This is a genomic window from Pseudomonas sp. K2I15, assembly GCF_002204795.1.
GTDB lineage: Bacteria > Pseudomonadota > Gammaproteobacteria > Pseudomonadales > Pseudomonadaceae > Aquipseudomonas.
On record NZ_NIXO01000009.1, the window covers coordinates 51,846 to 77,256 of the forward strand.

24 protein-coding genes and 1 pseudogene are annotated in these 25,411 nt (G+C 61.3%); 14 read left to right on the forward strand and 11 right to left on the reverse strand.

The features are described from left to right. Nucleotides 1-172: 172 nt before the first annotated feature. Together CEC48_RS31805 and CEC48_RS08440 are read left to right on the forward strand one after the other, a co-directional pair. Nucleotides 173-259 (forward strand): annotated as a pseudogene (locus CEC48_RS31805) (outer membrane lipoprotein carrier protein LolA); the annotation flags it as partial. Nucleotides 260-284: 25 nt separating this feature from the next. Next, entirely contained in the window at nucleotides 285-803 is a 519-nt protein-coding gene (locus CEC48_RS08440; protein WP_088423326.1) for a glycine cleavage system protein R, read from the forward strand. 222 nt (nucleotides 804-1,025) lie between these two features. Here the strand turns inward: CEC48_RS08440 and rarD are convergent, their stop codons facing one another. From rarD to CEC48_RS08465, 5 genes are all read right to left on the reverse strand, one after another. Beyond that, on the reverse strand, nucleotides 1,026-1,910 hold the full coding sequence (rarD, locus tag CEC48_RS08445) for an EamA family transporter RarD (protein WP_088423327.1): 885 nt from the start codon (nucleotides 1,908-1,910) through the stop codon (nucleotides 1,026-1,028). A 107-nt stretch (nucleotides 1,911-2,017) separates the two neighbouring features. Next, entirely contained in the window at nucleotides 2,018-2,992 is a 975-nt protein-coding gene (locus CEC48_RS08450; RefSeq protein WP_003211077.1) for a serine/threonine protein kinase, read from the reverse strand. Nucleotides 2,993-3,170: 178 nt separating this feature from the next. Beyond that, a complete protein-coding gene (locus CEC48_RS08455) occupies nucleotides 3,171-5,069 on the reverse strand; it encodes a PhoX family phosphatase (protein ID WP_088423328.1) in 1,899 nt (632 codons plus the stop codon). Nucleotides 5,070-5,140: 71 nt separating this feature from the next. Next, nucleotides 5,141-5,905, reverse strand: coding sequence for a TOBE domain-containing protein (locus CEC48_RS08460; protein WP_088423329.1), 765 nt, complete (start codon nucleotides 5,903-5,905; stop codon nucleotides 5,141-5,143). Between the two features lie 57 nt (nucleotides 5,906-5,962). Continuing rightward, nucleotides 5,963-6,700 carry a ComF family protein gene (locus CEC48_RS08465; protein WP_088423330.1) on the reverse strand — a complete coding sequence of 246 codons (738 nt, stop codon included), beginning with the start codon at nucleotides 6,698-6,700 and terminating at the stop codon, nucleotides 5,963-5,965. Nucleotides 6,701-6,790: 90 nt separating this feature from the next. On the opposite strand from CEC48_RS08465, the gene bioB reads away from it, so the two are divergent. From bioB to CEC48_RS08515, 10 genes are all read left to right on the forward strand, one after another. Beyond that, a complete protein-coding gene (gene bioB, locus CEC48_RS08470) occupies nucleotides 6,791-7,846 on the forward strand; it encodes a biotin synthase BioB (RefSeq protein ID WP_003211072.1) in 1,056 nt (351 codons plus the stop codon). Between the two features lie 153 nt (nucleotides 7,847-7,999). Further along, nucleotides 8,000-9,178: an 8-amino-7-oxononanoate synthase gene (gene bioF, locus CEC48_RS08475; protein ID WP_088423331.1), complete on the forward strand. Its 1,179-nt coding sequence runs from the start codon at nucleotides 8,000-8,002 to the stop codon at nucleotides 9,176-9,178. Beyond that, entirely contained in the window at nucleotides 9,171-9,902 is a 732-nt protein-coding gene (locus CEC48_RS08480; protein WP_088423332.1) for an alpha/beta fold hydrolase, read from the forward strand. The genes bioF and CEC48_RS08480 overlap by 8 nt, the downstream gene beginning before the upstream one ends. Continuing rightward, nucleotides 9,895-10,707, forward strand: a complete 813-nt coding sequence (bioC, locus tag CEC48_RS08485) for a malonyl-ACP O-methyltransferase BioC (RefSeq protein WP_088423333.1) — start codon at nucleotides 9,895-9,897, stop codon at nucleotides 10,705-10,707. The genes CEC48_RS08480 and bioC overlap by 8 nt, the downstream gene beginning before the upstream one ends. Beyond that, the gene (gene bioD / locus CEC48_RS08490) at nucleotides 10,704-11,384 is read left to right on the forward strand and encodes a dethiobiotin synthase (protein ID WP_088423334.1); all 681 of its coding nucleotides are present in this window, start codon (nucleotides 10,704-10,706) and stop codon (nucleotides 11,382-11,384) included. Before bioC ends, bioD begins: the two co-directional genes overlap by 4 nt. A 107-nt stretch (nucleotides 11,385-11,491) precedes the next feature. Continuing rightward, entirely contained in the window at nucleotides 11,492-11,773 is a 282-nt protein-coding gene (locus tag CEC48_RS08495) for a pyrroloquinoline quinone biosynthesis protein PqqE (protein WP_088423335.1), read from the forward strand. 341 nt (nucleotides 11,774-12,114) lie between these two features. Further along, nucleotides 12,115-13,920 (forward strand): phenylacyl-CoA dehydrogenase, encoded by a 1,806-nt coding sequence (locus tag CEC48_RS08500; RefSeq protein ID WP_008434376.1) that lies wholly within the window; start codon nucleotides 12,115-12,117, stop codon nucleotides 13,918-13,920. A gap of 206 nt (nucleotides 13,921-14,126) precedes the next feature. Then, nucleotides 14,127-15,416 carry a diguanylate cyclase gene (locus CEC48_RS08505; RefSeq protein ID WP_088423336.1) on the forward strand — a complete coding sequence of 430 codons (1,290 nt, stop codon included), beginning with the start codon at nucleotides 14,127-14,129 and terminating at the stop codon, nucleotides 15,414-15,416. A gap of 90 nt (nucleotides 15,417-15,506) precedes the next feature. Next, nucleotides 15,507-17,291, forward strand: coding sequence for an acyl-CoA dehydrogenase C-terminal domain-containing protein (locus CEC48_RS08510; RefSeq protein WP_088423337.1), 1,785 nt, complete (start codon nucleotides 15,507-15,509; stop codon nucleotides 17,289-17,291). Nucleotides 17,292-17,413: 122 nt separating this feature from the next. Further along, nucleotides 17,414-19,192, forward strand: coding sequence for an acyl-CoA dehydrogenase C-terminal domain-containing protein (locus CEC48_RS08515; RefSeq protein ID WP_088423338.1), 1,779 nt, complete (start codon nucleotides 17,414-17,416; stop codon nucleotides 19,190-19,192). Between the two features lie 226 nt (nucleotides 19,193-19,418). Here CEC48_RS08515 and CEC48_RS08520 read toward each other — a convergent pair whose 3' ends face one another. Beyond that, entirely contained in the window at nucleotides 19,419-20,309 is an 891-nt protein-coding gene (locus CEC48_RS08520) for a LysR family transcriptional regulator (RefSeq protein WP_088423339.1), read from the reverse strand. A gap of 209 nt (nucleotides 20,310-20,518) precedes the next feature. Between CEC48_RS08520 and CEC48_RS08525 the strand changes: the two genes are divergently transcribed. Both CEC48_RS08525 and CEC48_RS08530 read left to right on the forward strand, forming a co-directional pair. Then, nucleotides 20,519-21,799, forward strand: a complete 1,281-nt coding sequence (locus tag CEC48_RS08525; RefSeq protein ID WP_088423340.1) for an aspartate aminotransferase family protein — start codon at nucleotides 20,519-20,521, stop codon at nucleotides 21,797-21,799. 184 nt (nucleotides 21,800-21,983) lie between these two features. Next, nucleotides 21,984-22,142, forward strand: coding sequence for a YqaE/Pmp3 family membrane protein (locus CEC48_RS08530; RefSeq protein WP_003211049.1), 159 nt, complete (start codon nucleotides 21,984-21,986; stop codon nucleotides 22,140-22,142). A 6-nt stretch (nucleotides 22,143-22,148) separates the two neighbouring features. On the opposite strand, the gene pqqE is transcribed toward CEC48_RS08530, so the two are convergent. The 5 genes from pqqE to pqqA form a co-directional block, all read right to left on the reverse strand. After that, a complete protein-coding gene (gene pqqE / locus CEC48_RS08535) occupies nucleotides 22,149-23,288 on the reverse strand; it encodes a pyrroloquinoline quinone biosynthesis protein PqqE (protein ID WP_176438691.1) in 1,140 nt (379 codons plus the stop codon). After that, nucleotides 23,281-23,556, reverse strand: a complete 276-nt coding sequence (pqqD, locus tag CEC48_RS08540) for a pyrroloquinoline quinone biosynthesis peptide chaperone PqqD (RefSeq protein WP_088423342.1) — start codon at nucleotides 23,554-23,556, stop codon at nucleotides 23,281-23,283. Before pqqD ends, pqqE begins: the two co-directional genes overlap by 8 nt. Then, nucleotides 23,553-24,305 carry a pyrroloquinoline-quinone synthase PqqC gene (gene pqqC / locus CEC48_RS08545; protein ID WP_003211042.1) on the reverse strand — a complete coding sequence of 251 codons (753 nt, stop codon included), beginning with the start codon at nucleotides 24,303-24,305 and terminating at the stop codon, nucleotides 23,553-23,555. Before pqqC ends, pqqD begins: the two co-directional genes overlap by 4 nt. A gap of 11 nt (nucleotides 24,306-24,316) precedes the next feature. Beyond that, entirely contained in the window at nucleotides 24,317-25,228 is a 912-nt protein-coding gene (gene pqqB, locus CEC48_RS08550; RefSeq protein ID WP_088423343.1) for a pyrroloquinoline quinone biosynthesis protein PqqB, read from the reverse strand. A 77-nt stretch (nucleotides 25,229-25,305) separates the two neighbouring features. Continuing rightward, nucleotides 25,306-25,380: a pyrroloquinoline quinone precursor peptide PqqA gene (gene pqqA / locus CEC48_RS08555; protein WP_003194766.1), complete on the reverse strand. Its 75-nt coding sequence runs from the start codon at nucleotides 25,378-25,380 to the stop codon at nucleotides 25,306-25,308. Nucleotides 25,381-25,411: the final 31 nt, after the last annotated feature.

The window sequence follows — 25,411 nt, forward strand, 5'->3', positions numbered from 1 at the left end:
GTTGCGGTTGTGAAAATTAGACTAAATACGTCGTTTAGCGACCCACTTTGGTCGTACGGTCACAGTGGGGTACGGGATGTTCTCAAAAAACTATTGGATTGTTCCAGATAAATATAAAAACGGTACACGATTTGTTTTCGTGAGCGCCTGCGTCCACCTTGTAGGAACGAGCTTGCTCGCGAAGGTTGTTAACGATAACGCGGGAAGCCTGACACCCAACGTTGCTCTCAGGTTCTTCGCGAGCAAGCTCGCTCCTACAAGAAGCCGAACAAGAGGACGACACCATGGACCATCTCGTACTGACTGTCATCGCCCCGGACAAACCCGGCGTGGTTGAACGCATCGCCCAATGCATCGCCTCCCACGGCGGCAACTGGCTGGAAAGCCGCATGGCGCACATGGCCGGGCAGTTTGCCGGGATTTTGCGCGTGAGCGTGCCGGCGGAAAATCGTCTGGATTTGATTGGAGCGCTGGAAGACTTATCCACCCACGGCATTCGCGTGCTGCTGGGTGAAAGCAGTTCGGTCGCCGCCAGTGAGTCGCAACCGATCGCGATGGCGCTGGTGGGTAACGATCGGCCAGGGATTGTCCGCGACATCACCGCGCTGCTCAGCAAGCAGGGCGTCAACCTGGAGCGCCTGATCACCGACGTGCGCCCGGCGCCCATGAGCAGCGACCCGCTGTTCCACGCCGAAGCCCTGCTGGCGGTGCCATTGACGCTGCCGTTGGAGACCTTGCAGGCCGCCCTGGAAACCCTGGCGGATGACTTGATGGTGGAACTGGAACTGCGCAGCGAGGAATAGTTGCCCACAAGGTTATGCATGGAAATCTTGCATGGGCCTGTGGATAACCTGTAGAGACCCGCGGCCAGCCCACGCGGGCCGTGGCTCTTCGCCGGTTGAGCAAAAAACGAGCAGTTTCAAGGGCTTGTGCACAAACGCCGGGGATCAGGCTGTGGATAACCTTGGGGTGAATGCCTGCAAGCCACGCCGGCTGTGGCTTGCAGGCGATTGTACGTTATTTGATCAGTTTTTCCGTATGGTCAGCCAGGCGTCGAGGCTGTAAACCACCAGGCCGGCCCAGATAAAGCAGAAGGCGATCAGCGTGGCTGGCGCCAAGTGTTCGTTGAACAGCAGCACCGCTTCCAGCAGCACCAGGGTCGGCGCCACGTATTGCAGGAAGCCCAGGGCGGTGTAGGGCAAATGTCGCGCGGCAGCGTTGAAACACACCAGCGGGATCAGCGTCACCGGGCCCGCAGCTACCAGCCACCATGCTTCGGAGGTGCTCCAGAACGCCATCTGCGCGCTATGGGCAGACGGATTGAACAGCAGCCATGCGATGGCAATCGGCACCAGCATCCAGGTTTCCACCACCAGCCCAGGCAGCGCCTTGACCGGCGCCTGCTTGCGGATCAACCCGTAGAAGCCAAAGGTCGCCGCCAGTACCAGGGACACCCACGGCAGGCTGCCGACTTGCCACACCTGTTGCGCCACACCTACCGTCGCCAAGCCCACGGCCACCCATTGCAGGCGGCGCAGGCGCTCACCCAGGATCACCATGCCCAGCAGCACGTTCACCAGCGGGTTGATGTAATAACCCAGGCTGGCCTCAAGCATGCGACCGCTGTTCACCGACCACACATAGGTCAGCCAGTTAGCCGCGATCAAGGTGCCGCTCAGGGCCAGGATCGCCAGGCGCTTGGGGTTGTCCCGCAGTTCGCGAAACCAGCCCGGGTGCTTCCACACCATCAGCAACAAACTGCCGAACAGCGCCGACCACAGCACGCGGTTGACGATGATTTCTGCGGCGGGAACGCTGGCGATGGCTTTGAAGTAGATCGGGAACAGGCCCCAGATGATGTAGGCGCTCAGGCCCAATATGTACCCGCGACGGGGGTTGGCGGCTTGCATGCAGAATCCTTGCTTAGGCAGCTAACAAAGCCGCGATTGTAAGGATATTTGTCAGGGGATGTGTGTTGAAAGTGCAGGGCCCAAGGCTTGGGCCCAGACGGTAGGGATCAGAACAGCTTCAACGGTTCTTCATTGAGCGCCGACAGCTGTTCGCGCAACGCCAGCACCTGGTCGCCCCAGTAACGTTCGCTGCCAAACCAGGGGAAGCTGTGGGGGAACGCCGGGTCGTCCCAGCGCCGTGCGAGCCAGGCGCTGTAATGCATCAAGCGCAATGCGCGCAGGGGTTCGATCAGGGCCAATTCTCGCGGGTCGAAGTCGTGGAATTCCTGGTAGCCGTCCATCAGTTCCGACAGCTGCCCCAGGCATTCCTGGCGATCACCGGCGAGCATCATCCACAGGTCCTGTACGGCGGGGCCCATGCGGCAGTCGTCGAGGTCGACGATGTGGAACATCTCGTCGCGGCACATCATGTTGCCGGGGTGGCAATCGCCGTGCATGCGGATGTTCTTGTGGGGCGTGGCTTTGTAAACCTCTTCCACACGCTTGAGCAGGTCGCGGGCGACGGACTCGTAGGCTGGCAGCAGGCTGCGAGGAATGAAATTGCCTTCCAGCAGGGTGTTCAGGGAATCGTGACCGAAATTCTTCACGCCCAGGGCTTCGCGGTGTTCGAAGGGGCGGGTGGAGCCGACCGCGTGCAAGCGGCCGAGCAGTTGGCCGAGGCGATACAGCTGGTCGAGGTTGCCGGGCTCCGGCGCGCGGCCACCCCGGCGCGGGAACAGGGTGAAGCGGAAACCGGCGTGTTCGAACAGGCTTTCGCCGTTGTGAATCATCGGCGCCACCACCGGCACTTCGCACTCGGCCAGTTCGAAGGTGAAGCTGTGTTCTTCGAGGATCGCTTCGTTGGTCCAGCGCTGCGGCCGGTAGAACTTGGCGATCAAGGGCTCGGAGTCTTCGATGCCGACCTGGTAGACACGGTTTTCGTAGCTGTTGAGCGCGAGGATGCGGGCGTCGCTGAGGAAACCGATGCTTTCGACAGCGTCGAGCACCAGGTCAGGGGTCAGTGTTTCAAACGGGTGTGCCATGCGAACTCCTGCGCGCAGCAGGGCGCCGCGTCCGGCCGGGTATGGTAACGCACACGGGCATAGATAGGTGGTGGCTGTGCGGACGCGTTCGCGAGCAAGCCCGCTCCCACACTTGACCGCATTCCAAAGGTGGAACTCGGTCAAGTGTGGGAGCGGGCATGCTCGCGAAGAGGCCTTATCAGGCGCCGACGATCCCGCCATCATCCCGACGAATCGCCATCACCGAGGACCGTGGCTTGCCATTCGGCAGATGTTCCGGCCAGGTCGAGCCACCGGTTTCTCCAGGATGCTGAATCCCCACGAACAGGGTTTTCTGGTCTGGCGAGAAGCTGATCCCGGTCACTTCACAGGCCACCGGCCCCACCATGAACCTGCGGATCTCACCGGTTGCCGGGTCGGCACACAGCATCTGGTTATTGCCTATCCCGGCAAAGTCGCCGCCGTTGCTGTAGTCGCCATCGGTGAGGATCCACAACCGCCCGGCCTTGTCGAAGCCCAGGCCGTCGGGGCTGTTGAACATGTTCTGCGGGTTGATGTTGGATGAGCCGCCCTTAGGCGTCCCGGCATGCGCGGCCGGGTTGCCAGCCACCACAAACAGGTCCCAGCTGAAATCCGGCGCGCCATGGTCGTTGGCATTGGCCTTCCAGCGCAGGATCTGCCCGTAGACGTTTTTCTCCCGCGGGTTCGGGCCGCCTACCGGCTGGCCGTCTTCGCCACGCTTGGCGTTGTTGGTCAGGGTGCAATACACCTGGCCGTCGGTGGGGCTGACCACGATCCATTCCGGGCGGTCCATGCGGGTGGCTTTCACCACGCTGGCCGCCAGGCGGGCGTGGATCAGCACTTCGGCCTGGCTGGCGAAACCGGTGTTGGCGTCGATGCTGTTCTTGCCGTAGGTCAGTTCGACCCATTGCCCCTGGCCCTTGGGATGGTCGGCATTGCCGTCGCCCGCGTCGAAGATCGCCACGTACAAGGTGCCGTGGTCCAGCAGGTCCTTGTTGGCCTTGGGGTTCTTGTGATTGATCTTGTCGCGGCTGATGAACTTGTAGATGAACTCGCCGCGCTCGTCGTCGCCCATGTACACCACGGCGCGACCGTCGCGGGTTTCTGCCAGGGCGGCGTTTTCGTGCTTGAAGCGGCCCAGGGCGGTGCGTTTGACCGGGGTGGATTGCGGGTCGAACGGGTCGATTTCCACCACCCAGCCGTGGCGGTTGAGTTCGTTGGGGTTCTTGGCCATGTCGAAGCGCGGGTCGTGCGGGTGCCAGTTGATGTCTTTGCTGGCGGCCACCACGCCGTAGCGTTTCTGGCCGGCGTCGAAGGTTTGTTGCGGGTTGCTGCTGCCGAAGCAGTCGGTGAAGTTTTCTTCGCAGGTCAGGTAGGTGCCCCACGGGGTCTTGCCGTTGGCGCAGTTCTGGAAGGTGCCGAGGACCTTCTTGCCGGTTTTGTCGGCGCTGGTTTTCAACCAGGCATGGCCCGCCGCGGGGCCGCCAAAACGGATCGGTGAGTTGCCGTGGATGCGCCGGTTGTAGCGCGAGTCCTGGACGAACTGCCAAGTGTCGCCTTTGCGCCGCACTTCGATCACCGACACACCTTCGCTGGCCAACGCCTTGCGCACGTCCTCGGCCGATTGCGGCGCGCCGCCGTGGGCGTAGAGGTAGCGGTAGTTGGTGTATTCGTTGTTGATCGCCATCAGCGCGCGGTTGTCGTCACCGGGGAAGGCGAACAGGCTCATGCCGTCGTTGTTGTCGCCGAACTGCTGTTCCTGGGCCTTGGCCGTGCCGTTGCCGCTGGGGTCGAAGGCCGGCGCGTTCTTGTGCAGCGGCTGGCCCCAACTGATCAGCACCGAGGCGCTGTAGCCGGGCGGCAGGGTGATGGTGTCGCTGGTGGCGGCGGCGATGCTGGCGAAACCCAGCAATGGGCTGTTGGAGGCGGCACTCACGGCCATGGCGCTGCGGGTCAGCAGGTTGCCGCCGAGGAACATTGCAGCACCGCACAGGGCGCCGGCGCCGATAAAGCGACGGCGGGTGAGGCCGACCATCTGTTCCAGGTCGGTGGTTTGGTTTTCTTCTAACAGGCTCATTTCAGGCTCCCTGCGGGTTTTTTCAGCCACCTTAGGGAGCGGTCGTGACGAAACTGTTGCAGTTTGAAGCGTTACACCGGGGTGCCCAGCAGCACGTTGCTGGGGGAGAACTGCACCTTCACCTGTTGGCCTTCGGCGGCATTGATCTGCGCGAGCGCGTCGGGCTGGGCCAGGGCGCACAAAACCTGGCCATTGGGCAGGGTGATACGGACCTCGCTGGGGCCGTCACCGGCGTCGAGAATGGCCTCGATTTTTCCTTCCAGGCAATTGTGTCCAGGTGTTGCGGTTTGCTCGACGGCCAGCACGTCAAGCCAGCCGGCCTTGATCAGGGCGACGACTTCGGTGCCGGTCTCCAACTCCAGGTGCAAGGTGCTGTCATGGGTGATTTGCGCATCCAGGCCAAGCCCGCCGGCCAGCTCCAGGCGAATCAGGTCGTTGCGGCCGTGGCTGTCGATGGCCATGACTCTGCCGTGCAACTGGTTGCGTGCGCTGGTGCGCAGCATCAGGCGGCCCAGCAGGTTGAAGTCGCTGGCGTCTTCGGCGGAGTCCAGCACCTGGGCTTGCAACACTTGCAGGCGCTGGTAGAGGCGCAATACCCGTTCGCCTTCGGCCGTCAGCTTGGCGCCGCCACCGCCTTTGCCGCCGACGCTGCGTTCCACCAGAGGCTTTTGCGCCAGGTTGTTCAACTCGTCGATGGCGTCCCAGGCTGCCTTGTAGCTCAGGCCCGCGCTCTTGGCGGCGCGGGTGATGGAGCCCTGTTCGGCAATGTGTTGCAGCAGCGCGATACGCTGGGGGCGACGGACGATGTGTTGGCTCAAGAGGGTTGGCAGGGACATGGGGACACGCTTCGATGGAATGGGCAGACGTTGCGGGCAGGGCGCCTCGGAGTCAAGTCATGTGCCCGGCTTGGGCGTGCGCGCCAGGCAATACACATCGACCTGTCGGGCACCGGCGTCCATCAAGAGCCGGGCCAGGCTGTTGGCGGTGGCGCCGGTGGTGAGTACGTCGTCGATCAGCGCCAGGTGCCGGCCTTTAACCTGGGCACCGTCCGCCAAGGCAAAGGCCTGGAGCAGGTTGCGCTTGCGGGTCTTGGCGTCCAGGGCCTGCTGCGCCACGGTTTCATGAGGCCGTAACAGCAGGTGCTCATCGTAAGGGATGTTCAGGTCCTTGCTCAGCCAGCGCGCGAGCATTGCCGCTTGGTTAAACCCCCGTTCCCGCAGGCGCTTGCGGGCCAGGGGCACGGGCAGCAGGCAGTCGGGGCGCGCCAGCCCGGTATCTTCATAATGGTGTTGCAGGAATTGCCCCAGCAGGTGCGCGAGCAAATGGCCCAGCGGCCAGCGGGCTTGATGCTTGAAACGGCTGATCAGGCTGTCGACGGGAAAGCTGAAGGTCCAGGGTGCAACCACCTGGTTAAACGCCGGCGGTTGCTTCAGGCATTGGCCGCATACCAGGCCGGTCATGGGCAACGGCAGTGCACACACCTCGCACTGATCCATCAGCCAGGGCAGCTCGGTTTCGCAGACGTTGCAGATGGAATGGGCTGTTTCGCTGCTTTCATCGCAGACTAAACAGATTTGGTTGTTTTTTAACCAGATGTAAACCTCGTGTTTGTTATCAAGTTGACAGTGCATGAATCTTCCTTAAATATGCCGAGCATCCGTGTCGTGCCTGTGGGTATTACTTCCCGCAGGGCTTGCCAAAGCATAATCAAGGAATCGCCCATGAGCGCCAGCATCACTGCCAACCTGCGTCACGATTGGTCTCTAGCCGAAGTCAAAGCGCTGTTCGTGCAGCCCTTCAATGACCTGTTGTTCCAGGCGCAGACCGTGCACCGCGCGCATTTCGACGCCAACCGCGTCCAGGTTTCCACGCTGCTGTCGATCAAGACCGGCGCTTGCCCGGAAGATTGCAAATATTGTCCGCAGTCGGGCCACTACAACACTGGCCTGGAAAAAGAGAAGCTGATGGAAGTGCAGAAGGTCCTCGAAGAGGCCGCCCGCGCCAAGGCCATCGGTTCGACCCGCTTCTGCATGGGCGCCGCTTGGAAGCATCCGTCGGCCAAAGACATGCCCTACGTGCTGGAGATGGTCAAAGGCGTAAAGGCCATGGGCCTGGAAACCTGCATGACCCTCGGCCGCCTCGACCAGGACCAGACCGAAGCCCTGGCCCAGGCCGGCCTCGATTACTACAACCACAACCTCGACACGTCGCCGGAGTTCTACGGCTCGATCATCACCACCCGCACCTACGGCGAGCGCCTGCAAACCCTGGCGTACGTGCGTGATTCGGGGATGAAGATCTGCTCGGGCGGCATCCTCGGCATGGGCGAGTCGCTGGACGACCGCGCCAACCTGCTGATCCAGCTGGCCAACCTGCCGGAGCATCCGGAATCGGTGCCGATCAACATGCTGGTGAAAGTTGCCGGCACACCGCTGGAAAACGCCGACGACATCGACCCGTTCGACTTCATCCGCATGCTGGCGGTGGCTCGCATCCTGATGCCGCAGTCCCATGTGCGGCTGTCGGCCGGGCGTGAGGCGATGAACGAGCAGATGCAGGCCCTGGCGTTTTTTGCCGGTGCCAACTCGATTTTCTACGGCGACAAGCTGCTGACCACCGCCAACCCGCAGGCGGATAAAGATATGCAGCTGTTCTCGCGCCTGGGGATCTTGCCGGAAGCCCGTGAGGAGCACGCCGATGAAGTGCACCAGGCGGCGATCGAGCAGGCGTTGGTGGAGCAAAAGAGCAGCGAGCAGTTCTACAACGCGGCTGTTTGATAATTCCACTTTGGAATGCAATCCAAATGTGGGAGCGGGCTTGCTCGCGAAAGCGGTCTTTCGGTTGATGCCTGTACTGACTGACACACCGCATTCGCGAGCAAGCCCGCTCCCACATTTTTGACCGCGTTCAACCTGATCTACCGAGGTCTCATGTCTTTCGATCTCGCCGCGCGTCTTGCGGCCCGTCGTGCCGAACATCTGTATCGCCAACGTCCGCTGCTGCAGAGCCCTCAAGGCCCTGAAGTGGTGGTCGATGGCCAGCCGTTGCTGGCGTTCTGCAATAACGATTACCTGGGCCTGGCCAATCACCCGCACGTGATTGAAGCCTGGCGTGCGGGCGCGGCGCGCTGGGGTGTGGGCGGTGGCGCTTCGCATCTGGTGGTCGGGCACAGCACGCCGCACCATGAACTGGAAGAAGCCCTGGCCGACCTGACCGGTCGACCGCGGGCGCTGCTGTTCACCACCGGTTACATGGCCAACCTCGGCGCGGTCACGGCGTTGGTAGGGCAGGGCGATACGGTGCTCGAAGACCGTCTTAACCACGCCTCGTTGCTGGATGCCGGTTTACTCTCGGATGCGCGCTTCAATCGTTACCTGCACAACGATGCGGCCAGCCTGGCCAAGCGCCTGGAGAAAGCCACCGGCAATACGCTGGTGGTGACCGACGGCGTGTTCAGCATGGACGGCGACCTGGCCGACCTGCCGGCGCTGGCCCGTGAAACCCGGGCCAAGGGCGCGTGGCTGATGGTGGATGACGCCCATGGCTTCGGGCCTTTGGGCGCCAACGGTGGCGGGATCGTCGAGCATTTTGGCTTGAGCCAGGAGGACGTGCCGGTATTGGTGGGCACGCTCGGCAAGGCCTTCGGTACTGCCGGGGCATTTGTGGCAGGCAGCGAAGAGCTGATCGAAAGCCTGATCCAGTTCGCCCGCCCATACATCTACACCACCAGCCAACCGCCAGCGTTGGCCTGTGCCACGTTGAAAAGCCTGGAGCTGCTGCGCACCGAGCATTGGCGACGTGAGCATCTCAACGGGCTGATCCGCCAGTTCCGCCAGGGCGCCGAGCAGATCGGCCTGGAACTGATGGACAGTTTCACGCCGATCCAGCCGATCATGATTGGCGACAGTGCCCGTGCCGTGCGTTTGTCGCAGATGTTGCGCGAGCGTGGGCTGATGGTGACCGCGATCCGGCCGCCAACCGTGCCCGCCGGCAGCGCCCGCCTGCGGGTAACCCTGACGGCAGCCCACAGTGAAGCCCAGGTGCAGCTATTGTTAAGCGCATTGGAAGAGTGTTTCCGCTTGTTAGGCCAGGAGCCCGGCCATGCGTGATCGACTGATATTGCTGCCCGGCTGGGGCCTCGGTATTTCGCCGCTGGAACCGTTGGCGGCGGCGTTGCAGGGCCTGGATGAGCACTTGCGGGTGCATATCGAACCCTTGCCGGTGCTGGCTTCCAGCGACCTCGACGAATGGCTCGACGAGTTGGACGCCAGCCTGCCGGACAACGCCTGGCTGGGCGGCTGGTCCCTCGGCGGGATGCTGGCAACGGAGCTGGCCGCGCGTCGGGGCGATCGTTGCTGCGGCCTGGTGACCCTGGCCAGCAACCCTTGTTTTGTCGCCCATGACGGCTGGCCGAGCGCGATGCCCGCCGAAACCTTCGATGCGTTTCTCGCCGGGTGCAATGCCGATTCCCAGGTCACGCTCAAGCGCTTCGGTTTGCTGTGTGCCAAGGGCGCCGAAGATCCTCGCGGGCTGGCGCGCTTGTTGGTCAGCGGGGCGCCGAATACGTCCTCCTCTGTGCTGATGACCGGCCTTGAGTTACTGGCTCAACTGGATACCCGTGAGGCATTACTGGCCTTTCGCGGCCCGCAATTGCACCTGTTTGCCGGCATGGACGGCCTGGTGCCCGCTGAGGCGGCCAGCGACCTGCTGACGTTGTTGCCCGATGTTGAAATCGGCCTGATTGAACAGGCCGGTCACGCTTTTCTACTGGAGGACCCCCACGGTGTAGCGGGGGCCATCCAGGCTTTTTTGCATGAGTGCGGTGATGACTGATTTATCCCATCCTGCGCTGCCGGGCGGCTTGCCAGACAAGCGCCAGGTAGCGGCTTCCTTTTCTCGCGCAGCCGCCAGTTACGACAGCGTTGCCGAGTTGCAGCGTGCGGTGGGTAGCGAGTTGCTGCGGCGTGTGCCCGACGGTATTTCTCCACAACGCTGGCTGGACCTGGGCTGCGGTACGGGCTATTTCAGCCGCGTGCTTCACCAGTCATTTCCGGATAGCCAAGGTTTGGCTGTCGATATCGCCGAGGGCATGCTCAACCACGCCCGGCCCTTGGGCGGTGCGCAGCATTTTATCGCTGGCGATGCCGAGCGTTTGCCGTTGCAGGACGCCAGTTGCGGGCTGATCTACTCCAGCTTGGCGGTGCAGTGGTGCTCGGATTTTGCGGCAGTGCTCAGCGAAGCACGGCGGGTGTTGCAACCCGGCGGCATGCTGGCGTTTGCCAGCCTGTGCGTGGGTACACTGGATGAGTTGCGCGAGAGTTGGCGTGCGGCGGATGGCATGGTTCACGTCAATCGCTTCCGGCCGTTCAGTGCTTATGAACAGTTGTGCGCGGCCAGTGGCTTGCGAGTGCGTAGCCTGGAGCTGCGTCCCCATGTGCTGCATTACCCGGATGTGCGCAGCCTGACTCACGAATTGAAAGCGTTGGGTGCGCACAATCTGAACCCGGGGCGCCCCGGAGGCTTGACGGGCCGGGCGCGGATTGTTGCACTGGTGCAAGCCTACGAGCAGTTCCGCCAGGCCCAGGGCCTGCCGGCGACTTATCAAGTGGTGTACGCCGTCCTGGAGAAACCTCTATGAGTGCCGCTTACTTCATCACGGGGACCGACACCGACGTCGGCAAGACCACCATCGCCGCCGGCCTGCTGCATGCTGCGCGGCAAGCCGGTAAAAGCACCGCTGCTGGCAAGCCGGTGGCCTCGGGCTGCCAGGTGACGCCCAAGGGCCTGCGCAATTCGGACGCCCTGGCGCTGCTGGCTGAATGCTCATTGCCCTTGACCTATGCCGAGGTCAACCCGGTGGCGTTCGAGCCGGCCATCGCACCGCACCTGGCGGCCCGTGAAGCCGGTGTGGCACTCACGGTGCAGTCGTTGCTCAAACCCATGCAGCATATTCTGGCCAAGCAGGCGGACTTCACCTTGATCGAAGGCGCGGGTGGTTGGCGTGTGCCATTGGCCGATCAGGACAATTTGTCAGACCTGGCCCAGGCGCTGAAGCTGCCGGTGATTCTGGTGGTGGGCGTGCGGCTGGGCTGTATCAGCCATGCGCTGCTGACCGCCGAAGCCATCGCCCGGGACGGTTTGCCGCTGGCGGGCTGGGTGGCCAATATCATCGATCCCAAGACCTCTCGTCTGGAAGAAAACCTCGCAACCCTGGCTGAACGACTGCCTGCGCCATGCCTGGGCAGGGTGCCAAAGCTCAAGCATCCCGGCGCCGAAGCGGTTGCCGAGTACTTGCAACTGGACCTGCTTGACTAGTTTTGCCTATCGCTAAGGCATTATGCCATTAGTGTTTTTGACGGGCGTTTTGCCGGTATGTCTGCTTCAATAACGGTTCACGATTCTCTTTTAGGCAGGTTCACGCCATGGAAATCTCTGGTAGCAGTGCGTTTTACTCGGGGCTGAGCGCGATTCAGACCGGGCAGAACCGTGTCGACCAGGCCGCGGGCAAGATCGCCAGCGCCGCCACTAACCAGCCTTCGGACGCGCAAAATGATCGTTTGCGCTCGGTAGATGCCAATCAGGCAACCAATTCGGCCAGCAATATGGTCGAGATGGCCCAAGGCAAGTTCCAGGTCGAACTGGGCGTCAAAGTCGCCAAGGCTTCCGACGAAATGCTCGGCACGTTGATCGACACTTACGCATAACCCCCTCTTGTTTATCGTGCGAGCTGGCTTCTCTGTGGGAGCTGGCTTGCCTGCGATAGCGTCACCTCGGTCCTCCTGATACACCGCGGCGCCTGCATCGCAGGCAAGCCAGCTCCCACATTGGTCTTCGCCGCTCAATAATCTTTCTTCACGCTGAATCTTCATGCGGCATTTCGCTGCAGGCCTCGCCGTGCCTGACGTTGACCCACGTCAGGACAAACGGCATTTGCGCGACGCTTGACAAGGATTGGTCGTAAACGTATGTTTCAAACAACTGTTTGACCGCCACAACACATCCACGCGGTTGTTCATCCCAGATACATCAGCAGAGGTTTATCGCTATGCCTGACTACAAGGCCCCCTTGCGTGATATTCGCTTCGTTCGTGACGAACTGCTTGGCTATGAAGCGCACTATCAGAGCCTGCCGGCTTGCCAGGACGCTACCCCGGACATGGTTGACGCCATTCTCGAAGAAGGCGCCAAGTTCTGTGAGCAGGTACTGGCACCGCTGAACCGCGTGGGTGACATCGAAGGTTGCACCTGGAGCGAGTCAGGCGTTAAGACCCCTACCGGTTTCAAAGAAGCCTACAAACAATTCGTTGAAGGCGGCTGGCCAAGCCTGGCCCACGACGTGGCGCACGGTGGCCAAGGCCTGCCGGAGTCGTTGGGCCTGGCAGTCAGCGAAATGGTCGGCGAAGCCAACTGGTCGTGGGGCATGTACCCGGGCCTGTCCCATGGCGCGATGAACACCATTTCGGAACACGGCACCCCGGAACAGCAAGAGGCTTACCTGACCAAGCTGGTGTCGGGCGAGTGGACCGGCACCATGTGCCTGACCGAACCGCACTGCGGCACCGACCTGGGCATGCTGCGCACCAAGGCTGAACCTCAGGCTGATGGCTCCTACAAGGTTTCCGGCACCAAGATCTTCATCTCGGCCGGTGAACACGACATGGCCGACAACATCGTCCACATCGTGCTGGCCCGCCTCCCGGACGCACCGGCTGGCACCAAAGGCATTTCGCTGTTCATCGTGCCCAAGTTCGTACCGAACGCAGACGGTTCGATTGGCGAGCGCAACGCGGTGTCCTGTGGCTCCCTGGAACACAAAATGGGCATCCACGGTAACGCCACCTGCGTGATGAACTTTGACGCGGCCACCGGCTTCCTGATCGGCCCGGCGAACAAAGGCCTGAACTGCATGTTCACCTTTATGAACACCGCTCGCCTGGGTACCGCGCTGCAAGGCCTGTCCCACGCTGAAATCGGCTTCCAGGGCGGCCTGAAATATGCCCGCGACCGCCTGCAAATGCGCTCCCTCACTGGCCCGAAAGCGCCAGACAAGGCTGCCGACCCGATCATCGTGCACCCCGACGTGCGCCGCATGCTGCTGACCATGAAAGCCTTCGCCGAAGGCAACCGCGCGATGGTGTACTTCACCGCCAAGCAGGTTGACGTGGTCAAGTACGGCACCGACGACGAAGCCAAGAAACAGGCTGACGCACTGCTGGCGTTCATGACCCCGATCGCCAAGGCGTTCATGACCGAAGTCGGTTTTGAAGCCGCCAACCACGGCGTGCAAATTTACGGCGGCCACGGCTTCATCGCCGAATGGGGCATGGAGCAGAACGTTCGCGACAGTCGCATTTCGATGCTGTACGAAGGCACCACCGGCATCCAGGCCCTCGACCTGCTGGGCCGTAAAGTGCTGATGACCCAAGGCGAAGCGCTGAAGGGCTTCACCAAGATCGTCCACAAGTTCTGCCAGGCCAACGAAGGCAACGAAGCGGTACAGGAATTCGTTGCACCGCTGGCTGCACTGAACAAAGAATGGGGCGAGTTGACCATGAAGGTCGGCATGGCTGCCATGAAGGACCGTGAAGAAGTCGGCGCCGCTTCGGTGGATTACCTGATGTACTCCGGCTACGCCTGCCTGGCTTACTTCTGGGCCGACATGGCCCGCCTGGCCGCCGAGAAACTGGCTGCCGGCACCACCGAAGAAGGCTTCTACACCGCCAAGCTGCAGACGGCGCGCTTCTACTTCCAGCGCATCCTGCCGCGTACCCGCACCCACGTTGCAACCATGCTGTCGGGCGCCAACAACCTGATGGACATGAAAGAAGAGAACTTCGACCTGGGCTACTAAGCCTTAGCGGGTTCATTTCAAAAGCCGCCGCTCCTTCGGGAGCGGCGGTTTTTTTTTGCGCGATAAAAAACCACAGCGCAGCACTCAGGGATTGCGCCGCGCGGCCGTTAAAGTGATGGCAATGTGATACGCATCGCAGCGAATGTGCTTAACTGTGCTCAGTGAAGGCACTGTGCCATCTTTTTTAGTGGGTCGGAGCTTTACCCTTGTCGCGCGCGTCTGCTGTACGGTTCAGTCATTTTCTACCTTCACTGCTATTGCTCCTGGCGGGGCTCTCGGCTGCGTACGTGAAGGATCTCAACGTGTTCTTCACTTCACTGTTCAACGTGCTGCCGACCCTGGTGTTGCTGCTGGGCGGCTCGTACTGCGCCGTCTACCGCAGGCAGCGCGAGCTGTTCCTGATGATCACGGTGTACGTCATCTATTTCCTGCTGGACACCCAGACCGATTACTACCGCGACCACGGCCGTGTGCGTGAAGACGCGGCCGTGGTCTTCCATCTGTGTTGCCTGTTGTTGCCGCTGCTGTTCGGCATCTATGCGGTCTGGCAGGAAAAAACCCATCTGTTTCGCGACTTCGTCGCACGCTGCGCGGTGCTGTTTGCGGTCGGTAGCGTGGCGTTGGCCCTTGAGCAAAGTTTCCCCCAGGCCTTGTTGAGCTGGTTGGCCGAGATTCGCTGGCCCGCCTTGCATGGCCGCTGGATGAGCCTGATCCAGCTGTCGTATCCGATGTTCCTGATTGCTTTTGTCACCCTGGCCGCGCAGTACTGGTACCAGCCAAGGCCGCTGCACGCCGCGCAGCTGGTGGGGTTGCTGGGGTTGTTCTGGATGTTGCCGCAGACTTTCATCCTGCCGTTCACCCTGAACATCATGTGCAGCCAGGTGATGCTGATGATCGCTGCGGGCGTGGCGCACGAGGCTTATCAAATGGCCTTCCGTGACGAGCTGACGGGCCTGCCGGGCCGCCGCGCGCTCAATGAGCGTATGCAGCGCCTGGGGCGCAACTATGTGCTGGCCATGGGCGATGTCGATCACTTCAAACGTTTCAACGACACCCACGGCCACGACGTGGGGGACCAGGTATTGCGCCTGGTGGCCAGTAAGCTGTCCAAGGTCAATGGCGGCGGCCGGGCTTACCGGTACGGCGGTGAAGAGTTTGCCGTGGTGTTCGCCGGCAAGACCCTGGATGAGTGCCTGCCGCACCTGGAAGAGATTCGAGAAATCATCGCCAACTACGACATCAAGTTGCGTAACTCCGATCGCCCCAACGACGACCAGCAAGGCCGGCAACGTCGTGCAGGCAGTGGCGCTTCCAGCGTGTCGGTGACGGTCAGCATTGGCGTGGCCGAGCGTCAGGCCGAGCAGCGTACGCCTGAAGAAGTGCTCAAGTCTGCCGACCAGGCGCTGTACAGCGCCAAGGGTGCCGGGCGTAATTGTGTGGTCGCTTGGGGGCAAAGCCGCCGGGGCGCGGTGCGCATGGACAGTGCTGCCGGTTGAGTGATGTCGCTGTATTCAGCGGCGCTACAGTGATTGTCCGGTGGGCCGGGCGGCAGTAGGTTGAAGGCATCTGCTGCCGGAGACATTGCCATGCCTGACTATAAAGCTCCCCTGCGCGACATGCGCTTTCTGATCGATCACGTCTTTGATTTCCACGGCCACTACGCGGCGCTGGGTGCGAACGATGCCAGCCCGGACATGGTCGGTGCGATCCTCGAAGAAGGCGCCAAGTTCTGCGAAAACGTCCTGTCACCGCTGAACCGCTCCGGTGATGAAGAAGGCTGCCATTTCGACAACGGTGTGGTGACCACGCCCAAGGGTTTCAAGGAAGCCTTCGCCCAGTACGTGGAAGGCGGCTGGCACGGCTTGGCAGCAGACCCAGCCTACGGCGGGCAAGGCTTGCCGCTGTCCCTGGGCCTGGTGCTCGCCGAGATGATAGCCTCCAGCAACACGTCCTGGGGCATGTACCCCGGCCTGACCCACGGTGCGATGTCGGCGATCCATGCCCACGGCACTGAAGAACAGAAAAACACCTACCTGAGCAAACTCACCGCGGGCCAGTGGACCGGCACCATGTGCCTGACCGAAGCCCATTGCGGCACCGACTTGGGGCTGATCAAGACCCGCGCCGTGCCTCAGGCAGACGGCAGCTACGCAGTCACCGGCAGCAAGATTTTCATCTCGGCCGGCGAGCACGACATGAGTGAAAACATCATCCACCTGGTGCTGGCCAAGCTGCCGGAAGCGCCGGCCGGGACCAAGGGTATTTCCCTGTTTATCGTGCCTAAATTCCACGCCGACTCGGGCGAGCGCAACGCGGTGAGTTGCGGCTCCATCGAGCACAAGATGGGCATCAAGGCTTCTGCCACCTGTGTGCTGAACTTCGATGGCGCCCGGGGCTTCCTGATCGGTGAGGCGAACAAGGGCCTCAACTGCATGTTCACCATGATGAACCATGCGCGCCTGGGCACCGGCATGCAGGGCCTTTGCCTGGGTGAAGCGAGCTTCCAGGGCGCAGTCAAGTACGCCAACGATCGCTTGCAGATGCGCTCGCTGACCGGTGCCAAGGCGCCCGAAAAGGCGGCAGACCCGATCATCGTCCACCCGGATGTGCGGCGTATGTTGTTGACCATGAAAGCCTTCAACGAAGGCAATCGGGCGCTGACCTACTTCACTGCTCAGTTACTCGATACGGCGCACCTGAGTGCTGATGAGGGTCAGCGTCAGGAAGCCGAAGACCTGTTGGCATTCCTCACGCCGATCTGCAAAGCGTTCATGACCGAAACCGGGCTGGAGGTGACCAACCACGGCATGCAGGTGTTCGGCGGCCATGGCTTTATTCGTGAGTGGGGCATGGAGCAGTTGGTTCGCGATTGCCGGATTGCGCCGATTTATGAAGGCACCAACGGTATTCAGGCTCTGGATTTACTCGGGCGCAAGGTGCTCGGCAGCCAGGGCAAGCTGCTGCGGGGCTTTACCAGGATCGTCCACAAGTTCTGCGCGGCCAATGCCGAGCATCCGCAACTCAAGGCCCATGTGGCGCAGCTCAACGAGCTGAATCAGCAGTGGGGCGAGCTGACGGTCAAGGTTGGCATGGCGGCCATGAAAAACCCCGATGAAGTCGGCGCCGCAGCCCTGGATTACCTGATGTACAGCGGCTACATCATCCTCGCCTACCTGTGGCTGCGCATGGCGCTGGTGGCACAAGAGCAGTTGGACGGCGGCAGCGGTGATGCCGATTACGCCCGAGGCAAGTTGGCCACCTGCGAGTTCTATTTCAAGCGCCTGTTGCCACGCACGGCAGCCCATCGGGCGGCAGTAGAGGCGGGCAGTGAGTGCCTGATGAGTCTGCCGGCAGAGCTGTTTGCGCTTTAATGACTGTAAAATACCTATTGGTCATGATCAGACCCTATGTGTCTCAAAAGTTGTTCGGGTACACTCGGGGTCTGTAAAACCGACACTACCCGAATCACTTTAAAGTTCTCACGAGGTTTGCCATGGCTGACTACAAAGCGCCGCTGCGCGATATGCGCTTCGTCCTCAACGAAGTTTTCGAAGTCGCCAAACTCTGGGCTCAGTTGCCAGCGCTGGCGGATACCGTCGACGCCGAGACCGTTGAGGCAATCCTCGAAGAAGCCGGCAAAGTCACCTCCAAGACCGTCGCCCCGCTGAGCCGTGGCGGCGACGAAGAAGGTTGCCGCTGGGAGAATGGCGCGGTTTTCACCCCGGCCGGCTTCAAGGACGCCTACACAACCTACGCCGAAGGCGGCTGGGTAGGTGTCGGTGGCGACCCGGCCTACGGTGGCATGGGCATGCCCAAGGCCGTTTCGGCCCAGGTTGAAGAGATGATCAACTCCTCGGGCCTGGCGTTCGGCCTGTACCCGATGCTGACCTCTGGTGCCTGCGTGTCGATCAACACCCACGCCAGTGAAGAACTCAAAGCCACTTACCTGCCGAATATGTACTCGGGCGTGTGGGCCGGTTCCATGTGCCTGACCGAGCCGCATGCGGGCACTGACTTGGGGATTATTCGGACCAAGGCCGAGCCTCAGGCAGACGGTTCCTACAAGGTCAGTGGTACCAAGATCTTCATCACCGGCGGCGAGCACGACCTCACCGACAACATTATCCACCTGGTGCTGGCCAAGCTGCCGGACGCACCGGCGGGCCCCAAGGGCATCTCGCTGTTCCTGGTGCCCAAGTTCATGGTCAATGCCGATGGCAGCCTGGGCGCGCGCAACCCGGTGACCTGTGGCTCCATCGAACACAAGATGGGCATCCAGGCTTCCGCGACTTGCGTGATGAACTTCGACGAAGCCGTGGGTTACCTGGTGGGCGAGCCGAACCGTGGCCTGGCCGCGATGTTCACCATGATGAACTACGAGCGCCTGGGCGTCGGTATTCAAGGCCTGGCCTCCGGCGAGCGCTCTTATCAGAACGCTATCGAATATGCGCGCGACCGCCTGCAAAGCCGTTCGCCAACCGGTCCGAAAGCCAAGGACAAGGTCGCTGACCCGATCATCGTCCACCCGGACGTACGGCGCATGCTGCTGACCATGAAAGCCTCGAACGAAGGTGGCCGTGCGTTCTCCACCTACGTGGCGATGCAACTCGACACCGCCAAGTTCAGCGAAGATGCCACCACCCGCAAACGCGCGGACGACCTGGTTGCCTTGCTGACCCCGGTGGCCAAGGCGTTCCTGACCGACCTGGGCCTGGAAACCACCGTGCACGGCCAGCAGATTTTCGGCGGCCACGGCTACATTCGCGAATGGGGCCAGGAGCAACTGGTGCGTGATGTGCGCATTACCCAGATCTACGAAGGCACCAACGGCATTCAGGCCCTGGACCTGGTGGGACGCAAGGTCGTCGGCAGCGGCGGCGCGTTCTACAAGCTGTTCGCCGACGAGATCCGCCATTTCACCGCCACGGCCGGCGCCGAACTGGCCGAGTTCACCAAGCCATTGAACGCGGCGGTGGATGACCTGGATGAACTGACCGCCTGGCTGCTGGATCGCGCCAAGTCCAACCCGAATGAAATCGGCGCGGCGTCGGTGGAGTACCTGCATGCGTTCGGCTACATGGCCTATGCCTACATGTGGGCCCTGATGGCCAAGGCTGCCTTGGGTAAAGAGGCTCAGGAAGACTTCTACGCCAGCAAACTGGGCACCGCGCGTTTCTATTTTGCCCGCTTGTTGCCGAGGATCGCGTCTCTCAGCGCCTCGGTAAAAGCCGGTAGCGAATCGCTGTTTTTGCTGGATGAAGCACTGTTCTAAGGGCTTGGAGGGTTTGTAAGCATTCTCTTACATGACGTGCTGCTATTCGTCCTCTATCGCCAAATTGGATCCACGGATAATCTACTTCACATGGACGTCGCGCAGGAAGCGCAAAGAAACAACACGGACACGTAGGATTCTGCCAGGAAGGCGGAGTGAAATGGATGTCAGGGAAACAGTCTGCAAAGCCCCGCTTCGGCGGGGTTTTCTTTTGCCTGCGAAAAAGTCAGACAGGCGCGTTCATCACGTCTTCCAGCAGCGTGCGCAACAATTCCAGCGTCGCCTGCTGACGCTGCACATCCCGGCACACCAACCCTACCTTCAATGGCACCCGTGGTTCGCTCAGCGGCTTCCACAGCAACGCCTTGCTGTTGTGTTCGTCCTGAGAGCGTCCGGGCAGCACCGTGGCCAGTTTGGTGTGGGGCAGGCTGTCGAGAATCCCCACCATCGTATTCAACTCTGCCTGCACTTGCGGGCGTCGGCCCAGGTTGGTCAGTTGACCCTGCCAGATCTGGCGTACCTGAAACTCTTCCCCCAGCAGCAACATCGGCAACTCGGCGGCCTGCTTCAAGGAGACTTTCTTGAATTCCCGCAATGGGTGGTCGGATGGGATTACCACCTTCAGTTCATCTTCATACAGCAGCACACCGTGCAGCCCCGGCTGGCGCGGCGGCAGGTAGCTGATGCCGATGTCGAGCGAGCCGTTGAGCAGCCGGCGTTCGATTTCCATACCGGTCAATTCATAGATCTGTACCACCAGGTGCGGCTGGGCCTTGCGTACCCGTTCCAGCATCTGCGGCACCAGGCTGGTGTGCACGGTTTGCAGCACCCCGATGGCCAAGGTGCGCAACGCCTGGCCCTTGAAGTTGCGCAGCGCTTCCACCGCCTGCTGCATGCCATCAAGCAACGGCAGGGCGTGGTTGTACAAGGTGTGGGCGGCGAGGGTCGGCAGCAGGCGCTTGCTGCTGCGTTCGAACAGGCTCACATCGAGGTTCTGTTCGAGTTGGCGAATCTGTTGCGACAAGGCCGGCTGGGAGATCGACAGGCGCTCTGCAGCCCGCCCCACGTGGCCTTCTTCATACACCGCGACGAAATAACGCAGTTGCTTGAAATCCATAAGTAATGCTTATCGAAAATGCTGGAAAATCGAAATGGCCGAGTGCCCCCGAGACGCCTAGTCTAGCGCCTATTCACAGGGCTTACAGGGCCGGAAAGTGCGATGAATAGTGTTTATGTTGACGGTGTTTGCATAGGCAAGGCAAAAAACCTCTGCCATGGGTTGATCGGTAGTACCGACCAAGGTGCGATTGCCAGAGGGGTTCATCCATGAACCTGTTCAACCTGCGTCGCCCGGTCCCCAGTCTGGATGATCTGATCCTCGACGCGAAAACCCCGACACTGCGAGACGATCTTTCCAGCGACTGCCTGATGCCCAGTGTTGCTCGCCCGCCGCAGGTGTTTGTGCGCGGCCAGGGTTCCTGGCTGTGGGACAGCGAAGACCGCGCCTATCTCGACTTCAATCAAGGCGGCGGCGCCAACAGCCTGGGCCACAGCCCGCAGGTATTGACCAAGGCATTGGCCGATCAGGCCCAGTCGTTGATCAACCCCGGCAACGGCCTGCACAACCGCGTTCAACTGAACCTCGCCGATCGCCTTTGCCATCGCACCGGCAGCGACCAGGCTTACCTGCTCAACAGCGGTGCCGAAGCCTGCGAAGCGGCGATCAAGCTGGCGCGTAAATGGGGCCAACTGCACCGTGGTGGCGCCTATCGCATCATCACCGCCAGCAACGGTTGCCATGGCCGCAGCTTTGCCGCGATGTCGGCCTCGGCCGCCGCCAGTGAAAACCGTTTCGAGCCGCAATTGCCGGGTTTCAGTCATGTGCCGTTTAACGATCTGCCTGCATTGCATGCCGCAGTCGACGCGCAAACCGTGGCGATCATGCTGGAGCCGATCCAGAACGACGCCGGCGTCATCCCCGCGACCGAGCACTACCTCAAAGGCGTCGAACGCCTGTGCCGCGAGCTGGGAATCCTGTTGATCCTCGACGAAGTGCAAACCGGAACTGGCCGCTGTGGCACCTTGCTCGCCGAACAGCACTATGGCGTACGCGCCGACATCATCACCCTGGGCAAGGGTTTGGGTGGCGGTGTGCCGCTGGCGGCGTTGCTCGCGCGGGGCAAGGCGTGTTGTTTCGAACTGGGTGAGTTGGAAGGCACCCACCATGGCAATGCGTTGATGGCATCTGCTGGCGTGGCGGTGCTCGACACGGTGCTGAATCACGGATTTCTTGAGCACGTACGCGAGGTCGGCGCTTACCTTGGCGAAGGGTTGGCACGCCTGGCTCATCGTTATGGGCAGGGCGAACTGCGTGGCCAGGGCCTGCTGTGGGGACTGACCTTGTCGGAAGATTCGGCAGATGCGGTGGTAAAGGCAGCGCTGAGTGAAGGGCTGATCCTAAGCGCGCCGCAAGCCGATTGCCTGCGCTTCACCCCGGCGCTCACGTTAAGCAAAAGCAACGTCGACGAAATGCTCCTGCGCCTGGCGCGCGCCTTTTCCCGGGTGCGCACCGCACAGCTGCAATGCCGCAAGGGCATTGCCGTTTAACCCCAAATTCCTGAACCGTCTCGCGGTATACGCGGCGCCTCCAGCCTGATTCTTTTGGCTGGGGGCGTTTTTTTGTCTGCGAATTAGACGATGGCTGAGTGCCAGAACCCACTGAACCCTTACGAACGGCCAAGGTCGATTAGCTTGTACGGCTCACACGAGCCGATTTTCAGGAGCTGAACCCATGGATATCATTCGCATCATCATCGCCATTCTGCTGCCGCCACTGGGTGTGTTCCTGCAAGTGGGTTTCGCCGGCGCGTTCTGGCTGAATATTCTGCTGACCTTGTGCGGTTACATCCCGGGCATCGTGCACGCGGTATATATCATCGCCAAACGTTAATAGGCCTCAGCCTTTCGCGATCAGCCGTGAGTTGCGCTCATTGCGAAAGGCCAGTTGCTCGATGGTCTGGGTCGCATGCTCCGCTTCCTCGCGGGCTTGGAGAATCATCCCGTGATGCTCCGACTTGCTGCACACCGGGTCGGCATTACTCGCATCCCCGGTCAGCATGAATGCCTGGCAGCGGCAGCCGCCGAAGTCCTTTTCCTTTTCATCGCATGAACGGCATGGCTCGGGCATCCAGTCATAGCCGCGAAAGCGGTTGAAGCCGAACGAGTCGTACCAGATGTGCTGCATGCTGTGGTCGCGCACATTGGGAAATTGCACCGGCATCTGTCGGGCACCGTGGCACGGTAGCGCAGTACCGTCCGGTGTCACTGTCAGGAAGATGCTGCCCCAGCCATTCATGCAGGCTTTCGGGCGTTCCTCGTAGTAATCCGGCGTGACAAAGATCAGCTTGCATGGGTGGCCTTCGGCTTCCAGCTTGGCGCGGTATTCGTTGGTGATGCGTTCGGCGCGCACCAGCTGTTCCTGGGTGGGCAACAGGCCGACACGATTAAGCTGGGCCCAGCCGTAGAACTGGCAGGTGGCAAGCTCCACAAAGTCCGCTTCCAGGGCAATGCACAGCTCGATGATGCGGTCGATCTTGTCGATATTGTGCCGATGGGTGACGAAGTTCAGCACCATCGGGTAGCCGTGGGCTTTCACCGCCCGAGCCATTTCCAGTTTCTGTGCGAAGGCTTTTTTTGAGCCGGCCAGCAGGTTGTTCACCTGCTCGTCGCTGGCCTGGAAGCTGATCTGGATATGGTCCAGGCCAGCCTTCTTGAAGTCGCTGATCTTTTGCTCGGTGAGGCCGATGCCTGAAGTGATCAGGTTGGTGTAGAAGCCCAACTTGCGCGCCTCGGCGATCAGCTCGGCGAGGTCCTGGCGTACCAGCGGTTCACCGCCGGAAAACCCCAGTTGTGCGGCGCCCATTTCCCGGGCCTCGCGAAACACCTTAATCCACTGCTCGGTGCTCAGCTCCTTGCCCTGCTGCGCAAAGTCCAGCGGGTTGGAGCAATACGGGCATTGCAGCGGGCAGCGGTAGGTCAGCTCGGCCAGCAACCACAGTGGCAGGCCGATCTCTGGTTTTGGGGGTAGATCAGGCAAGTTCGATCCAGTGCTGAGCACGGGCAACCTCCATGAATTGCTCGATGTCTTCACCGAGCTCGGGCACGCCCGGGAATTGCTTGTCCAGCTCGGCAATTATCGCGTTTACATCGCGCTCGCCATCGATCAAACCACCGATCAACGCGGCGCTGTCGTTAAGCTTGATCATGCCTTCCGGGTACAGCAGCACATGGCCTTTTTGCGCCGGTTCGTACTGGAAGCGATAGCCCTGGCGCCAAGTCGGTTTTTTGCTGCGATCAAAGCTCATAGGGTGATCCCCTTATGCCATACACGCTGATCAGTCACGCTGTGATACGGCGGGCGCTTCAGTTCGTAAGCCATGCTCATGGCATCGAGCATGCTCCAAAGAATGTCCAGTTTGAACTGGAGAATTTCCAGCATGCGCTCCTGGCCTTCGCGGGTAGTGTAGTGCTGCAACGTAATCGCCAAACCGTGCTCCACATCCCGGCGAGCCTGGCCCAGGCGCGTGCGGAAATACTCATAGCCGGCCGGGTCTATCCACGGGTAATGCTGGGGCCAGCTGTCGAGGCGCGACTGGTGGATCTGTGGCGCGAACAGTTCGGTCAGTGAGCTGCTGGCGGCTTCCTGCCAACTGGCGCGGCGGGCGAAGTTGACGTAGGCGTCTACCGCAAATCGTACGCCGGGCAGTACCAATTCCTGGGAGCGCAGTTGATCCGGGTCCAGGCCAACTGCCTGGCCCAGGCGCAACCAGGCTTCGATACCGCCGTCTTCACCGGGTGCGCCGTCATGGTCGAGCAGGCGCTGGATCCACTCGCGGCGGATTTCCCGGTCCGGGCAGTTGGCCAGGATCGCGGCGTCCTTGAGGGGAATGTTCACCTGATAATAAAAGCGGTTGGCGACCCAGCCCTGGATTTGCTCGCGGGTCGCGCGCCCTTCATACATCGCCACGTGATACGGGTGATGGATATGGTAGAAGGCGCCCTTGGCCCGCAGGGCCTGTTCGAACTCGGCGGTGGTCAGCGGTGTGTCAGTCATTTGGCTCGCTCCTACAATTCTATGCTCATGCCGTCGTACGCCACTTCCACATTGCGTCGCACCAGCTCGGCTCGCTCGGGCGAGTCCTCATCCAGGATCGGGTTGGTGTTGTTGATGTGGATAAGCACCTTGCGTTGCTCGGGCAACTGCTCCAGCACTTCCAGCATGCCGCCGGGGCCGTTTTGTGCCAGGTGGCCCATCTCGCGGCCAGTACGGGTGCCAACGCCACGGCGCTGCATTTCGTCGTCATCCCACATCGTGCCGTCCACCAGCAGGCAATCGCTGCCGGCCATGATTTCCAGTAACGGCCCGTCGACCTTGCCCAGCCCCGGCGCATAGAACAGCTTGCCGCCGGTGCGCAGGTCTTCGACGATCAGGCCGATGTTGTCGCCTGGGTGTGGGTCGAATCGGTGAGGCGAGTAGGGCGGCGCCGCGCTGCGCAGAGGCAACGGCGTAAAACGCAGGTTTGGGCAGGCGGGAATCGTGAAGCTGGCGTCCAGCTCGATGCGGTTCCAGGTGAGGCCGCCATTCCAGTGGGTCAGCATGGTGAACAGCGGGAAGCCGGTGCTCAGGTCTTCATGGACCATGTCGGTGCACCACACCTGGTGCGGGCAGCCTTCGCGCAGGCTGAGCAGGCCGGTGGTGTGGTCGATCTGGCTGTCCATCAGGATGATCGCGCTGATGCCGGTGTCCCGCAGGGCGCGGCCGGGTTGCATCGGGGCGAACCCTTGAAGCTGGGCGCGGATGTCTGGCGAAGCGTTGCACAGGACCCAGTTCACGCCGTCATCGGAAATCGCGATGGACGATTGGGTACGCGCCTCCGCCCGCAGGCTGCCGTCGCGAAAACCTGCGCAGTTCGCGCAGTTGCAGTTCCATTGCGGGAAACCACCGCCGGCTGCGGAACCTAGAATCTGGACAAACATGGCCGCTCCATTACACATAACTCAAAAATAAAAACGCCCCGGGCGAGCCGAGGCGTTGCATTGCAATACAAAGCCAATCAGCGGCTGGCAAAGTACATGGTGACTTCAAAGCCGATGCGCAGATCAGTGTAAGCAGGTTTGGACCAGGTCATGTTCTTACTCCTACGAAGGGATGGGACGTTT

What these genes read in the sequence shown, in the direction of transcription:
- pqqD (WP_088423342.1), bottom strand. Translation starts at nt 23,556, where the DNA reads ATGAGCTTTGATCGCAGCAAAAAACCGACTTGGCGCCAGGGCTATCGC.
- pqqB (WP_088423343.1), bottom strand. Translation starts at nt 25,228, where the DNA reads ATGTTTGTCCAGATTCTAGGTTCCGCAGCCGGCGGTGGTTTCCCGCAA.
- CEC48_RS08440 (WP_088423326.1), top strand. Translation starts at nt 285, where the DNA reads ATGGACCATCTCGTACTGACTGTCATCGCCCCGGACAAACCCGGCGTG.
- bioC (WP_088423333.1), top strand. Translation starts at nt 9,895, where the DNA reads ATGACTGATTTATCCCATCCTGCGCTGCCGGGCGGCTTGCCAGACAAG.
- CEC48_RS08510 (WP_088423337.1), top strand. Translation starts at nt 15,507, where the DNA reads ATGCCTGACTATAAAGCTCCCCTGCGCGACATGCGCTTTCTGATCGAT.
- bioB (WP_003211072.1), top strand. Translation starts at nt 6,791, where the DNA reads ATGAGCGCCAGCATCACTGCCAACCTGCGTCACGATTGGTCTCTAGCC.
- CEC48_RS08515 (WP_088423338.1), top strand. Translation starts at nt 17,414, where the DNA reads ATGGCTGACTACAAAGCGCCGCTGCGCGATATGCGCTTCGTCCTCAAC.
- CEC48_RS08525 (WP_088423340.1), top strand. Translation starts at nt 20,519, where the DNA reads ATGAACCTGTTCAACCTGCGTCGCCCGGTCCCCAGTCTGGATGATCTG.
- CEC48_RS08495 (WP_088423335.1), top strand. Translation starts at nt 11,492, where the DNA reads ATGGAAATCTCTGGTAGCAGTGCGTTTTACTCGGGGCTGAGCGCGATT.
- CEC48_RS08500 (WP_008434376.1), top strand. Translation starts at nt 12,115, where the DNA reads ATGCCTGACTACAAGGCCCCCTTGCGTGATATTCGCTTCGTTCGTGAC.
- pqqC (WP_003211042.1), bottom strand. Translation starts at nt 24,305, where the DNA reads ATGACTGACACACCGCTGACCACCGCCGAGTTCGAACAGGCCCTGCGG.
- CEC48_RS08520 (WP_088423339.1), bottom strand. Translation starts at nt 20,309, where the DNA reads ATGGATTTCAAGCAACTGCGTTATTTCGTCGCGGTGTATGAAGAAGGC.
- rarD (WP_088423327.1), bottom strand. Translation starts at nt 1,910, where the DNA reads ATGCAAGCCGCCAACCCCCGTCGCGGGTACATATTGGGCCTGAGCGCC.
- bioF (WP_088423331.1), top strand. Translation starts at nt 8,000, where the DNA reads ATGTCTTTCGATCTCGCCGCGCGTCTTGCGGCCCGTCGTGCCGAACAT.
- CEC48_RS08450 (WP_003211077.1), bottom strand. Translation starts at nt 2,992, where the DNA reads ATGGCACACCCGTTTGAAACACTGACCCCTGACCTGGTGCTCGACGCT.
- CEC48_RS08465 (WP_088423330.1), bottom strand. Translation starts at nt 6,700, where the DNA reads ATGCACTGTCAACTTGATAACAAACACGAGGTTTACATCTGGTTAAAA.
- bioD (WP_088423334.1), top strand. Translation starts at nt 10,704, where the DNA reads ATGAGTGCCGCTTACTTCATCACGGGGACCGACACCGACGTCGGCAAG.
- CEC48_RS08480 (WP_088423332.1), top strand. Translation starts at nt 9,171, where the DNA reads ATGCGTGATCGACTGATATTGCTGCCCGGCTGGGGCCTCGGTATTTCG.
- CEC48_RS08455 (WP_088423328.1), bottom strand. Translation starts at nt 5,069, where the DNA reads ATGAGCCTGTTAGAAGAAAACCAAACCACCGACCTGGAACAGATGGTC.
- CEC48_RS08530 (WP_003211049.1), top strand. Translation starts at nt 21,984, where the DNA reads ATGGATATCATTCGCATCATCATCGCCATTCTGCTGCCGCCACTGGGT.
- CEC48_RS08460 (WP_088423329.1), bottom strand. Translation starts at nt 5,905, where the DNA reads ATGTCCCTGCCAACCCTCTTGAGCCAACACATCGTCCGTCGCCCCCAG.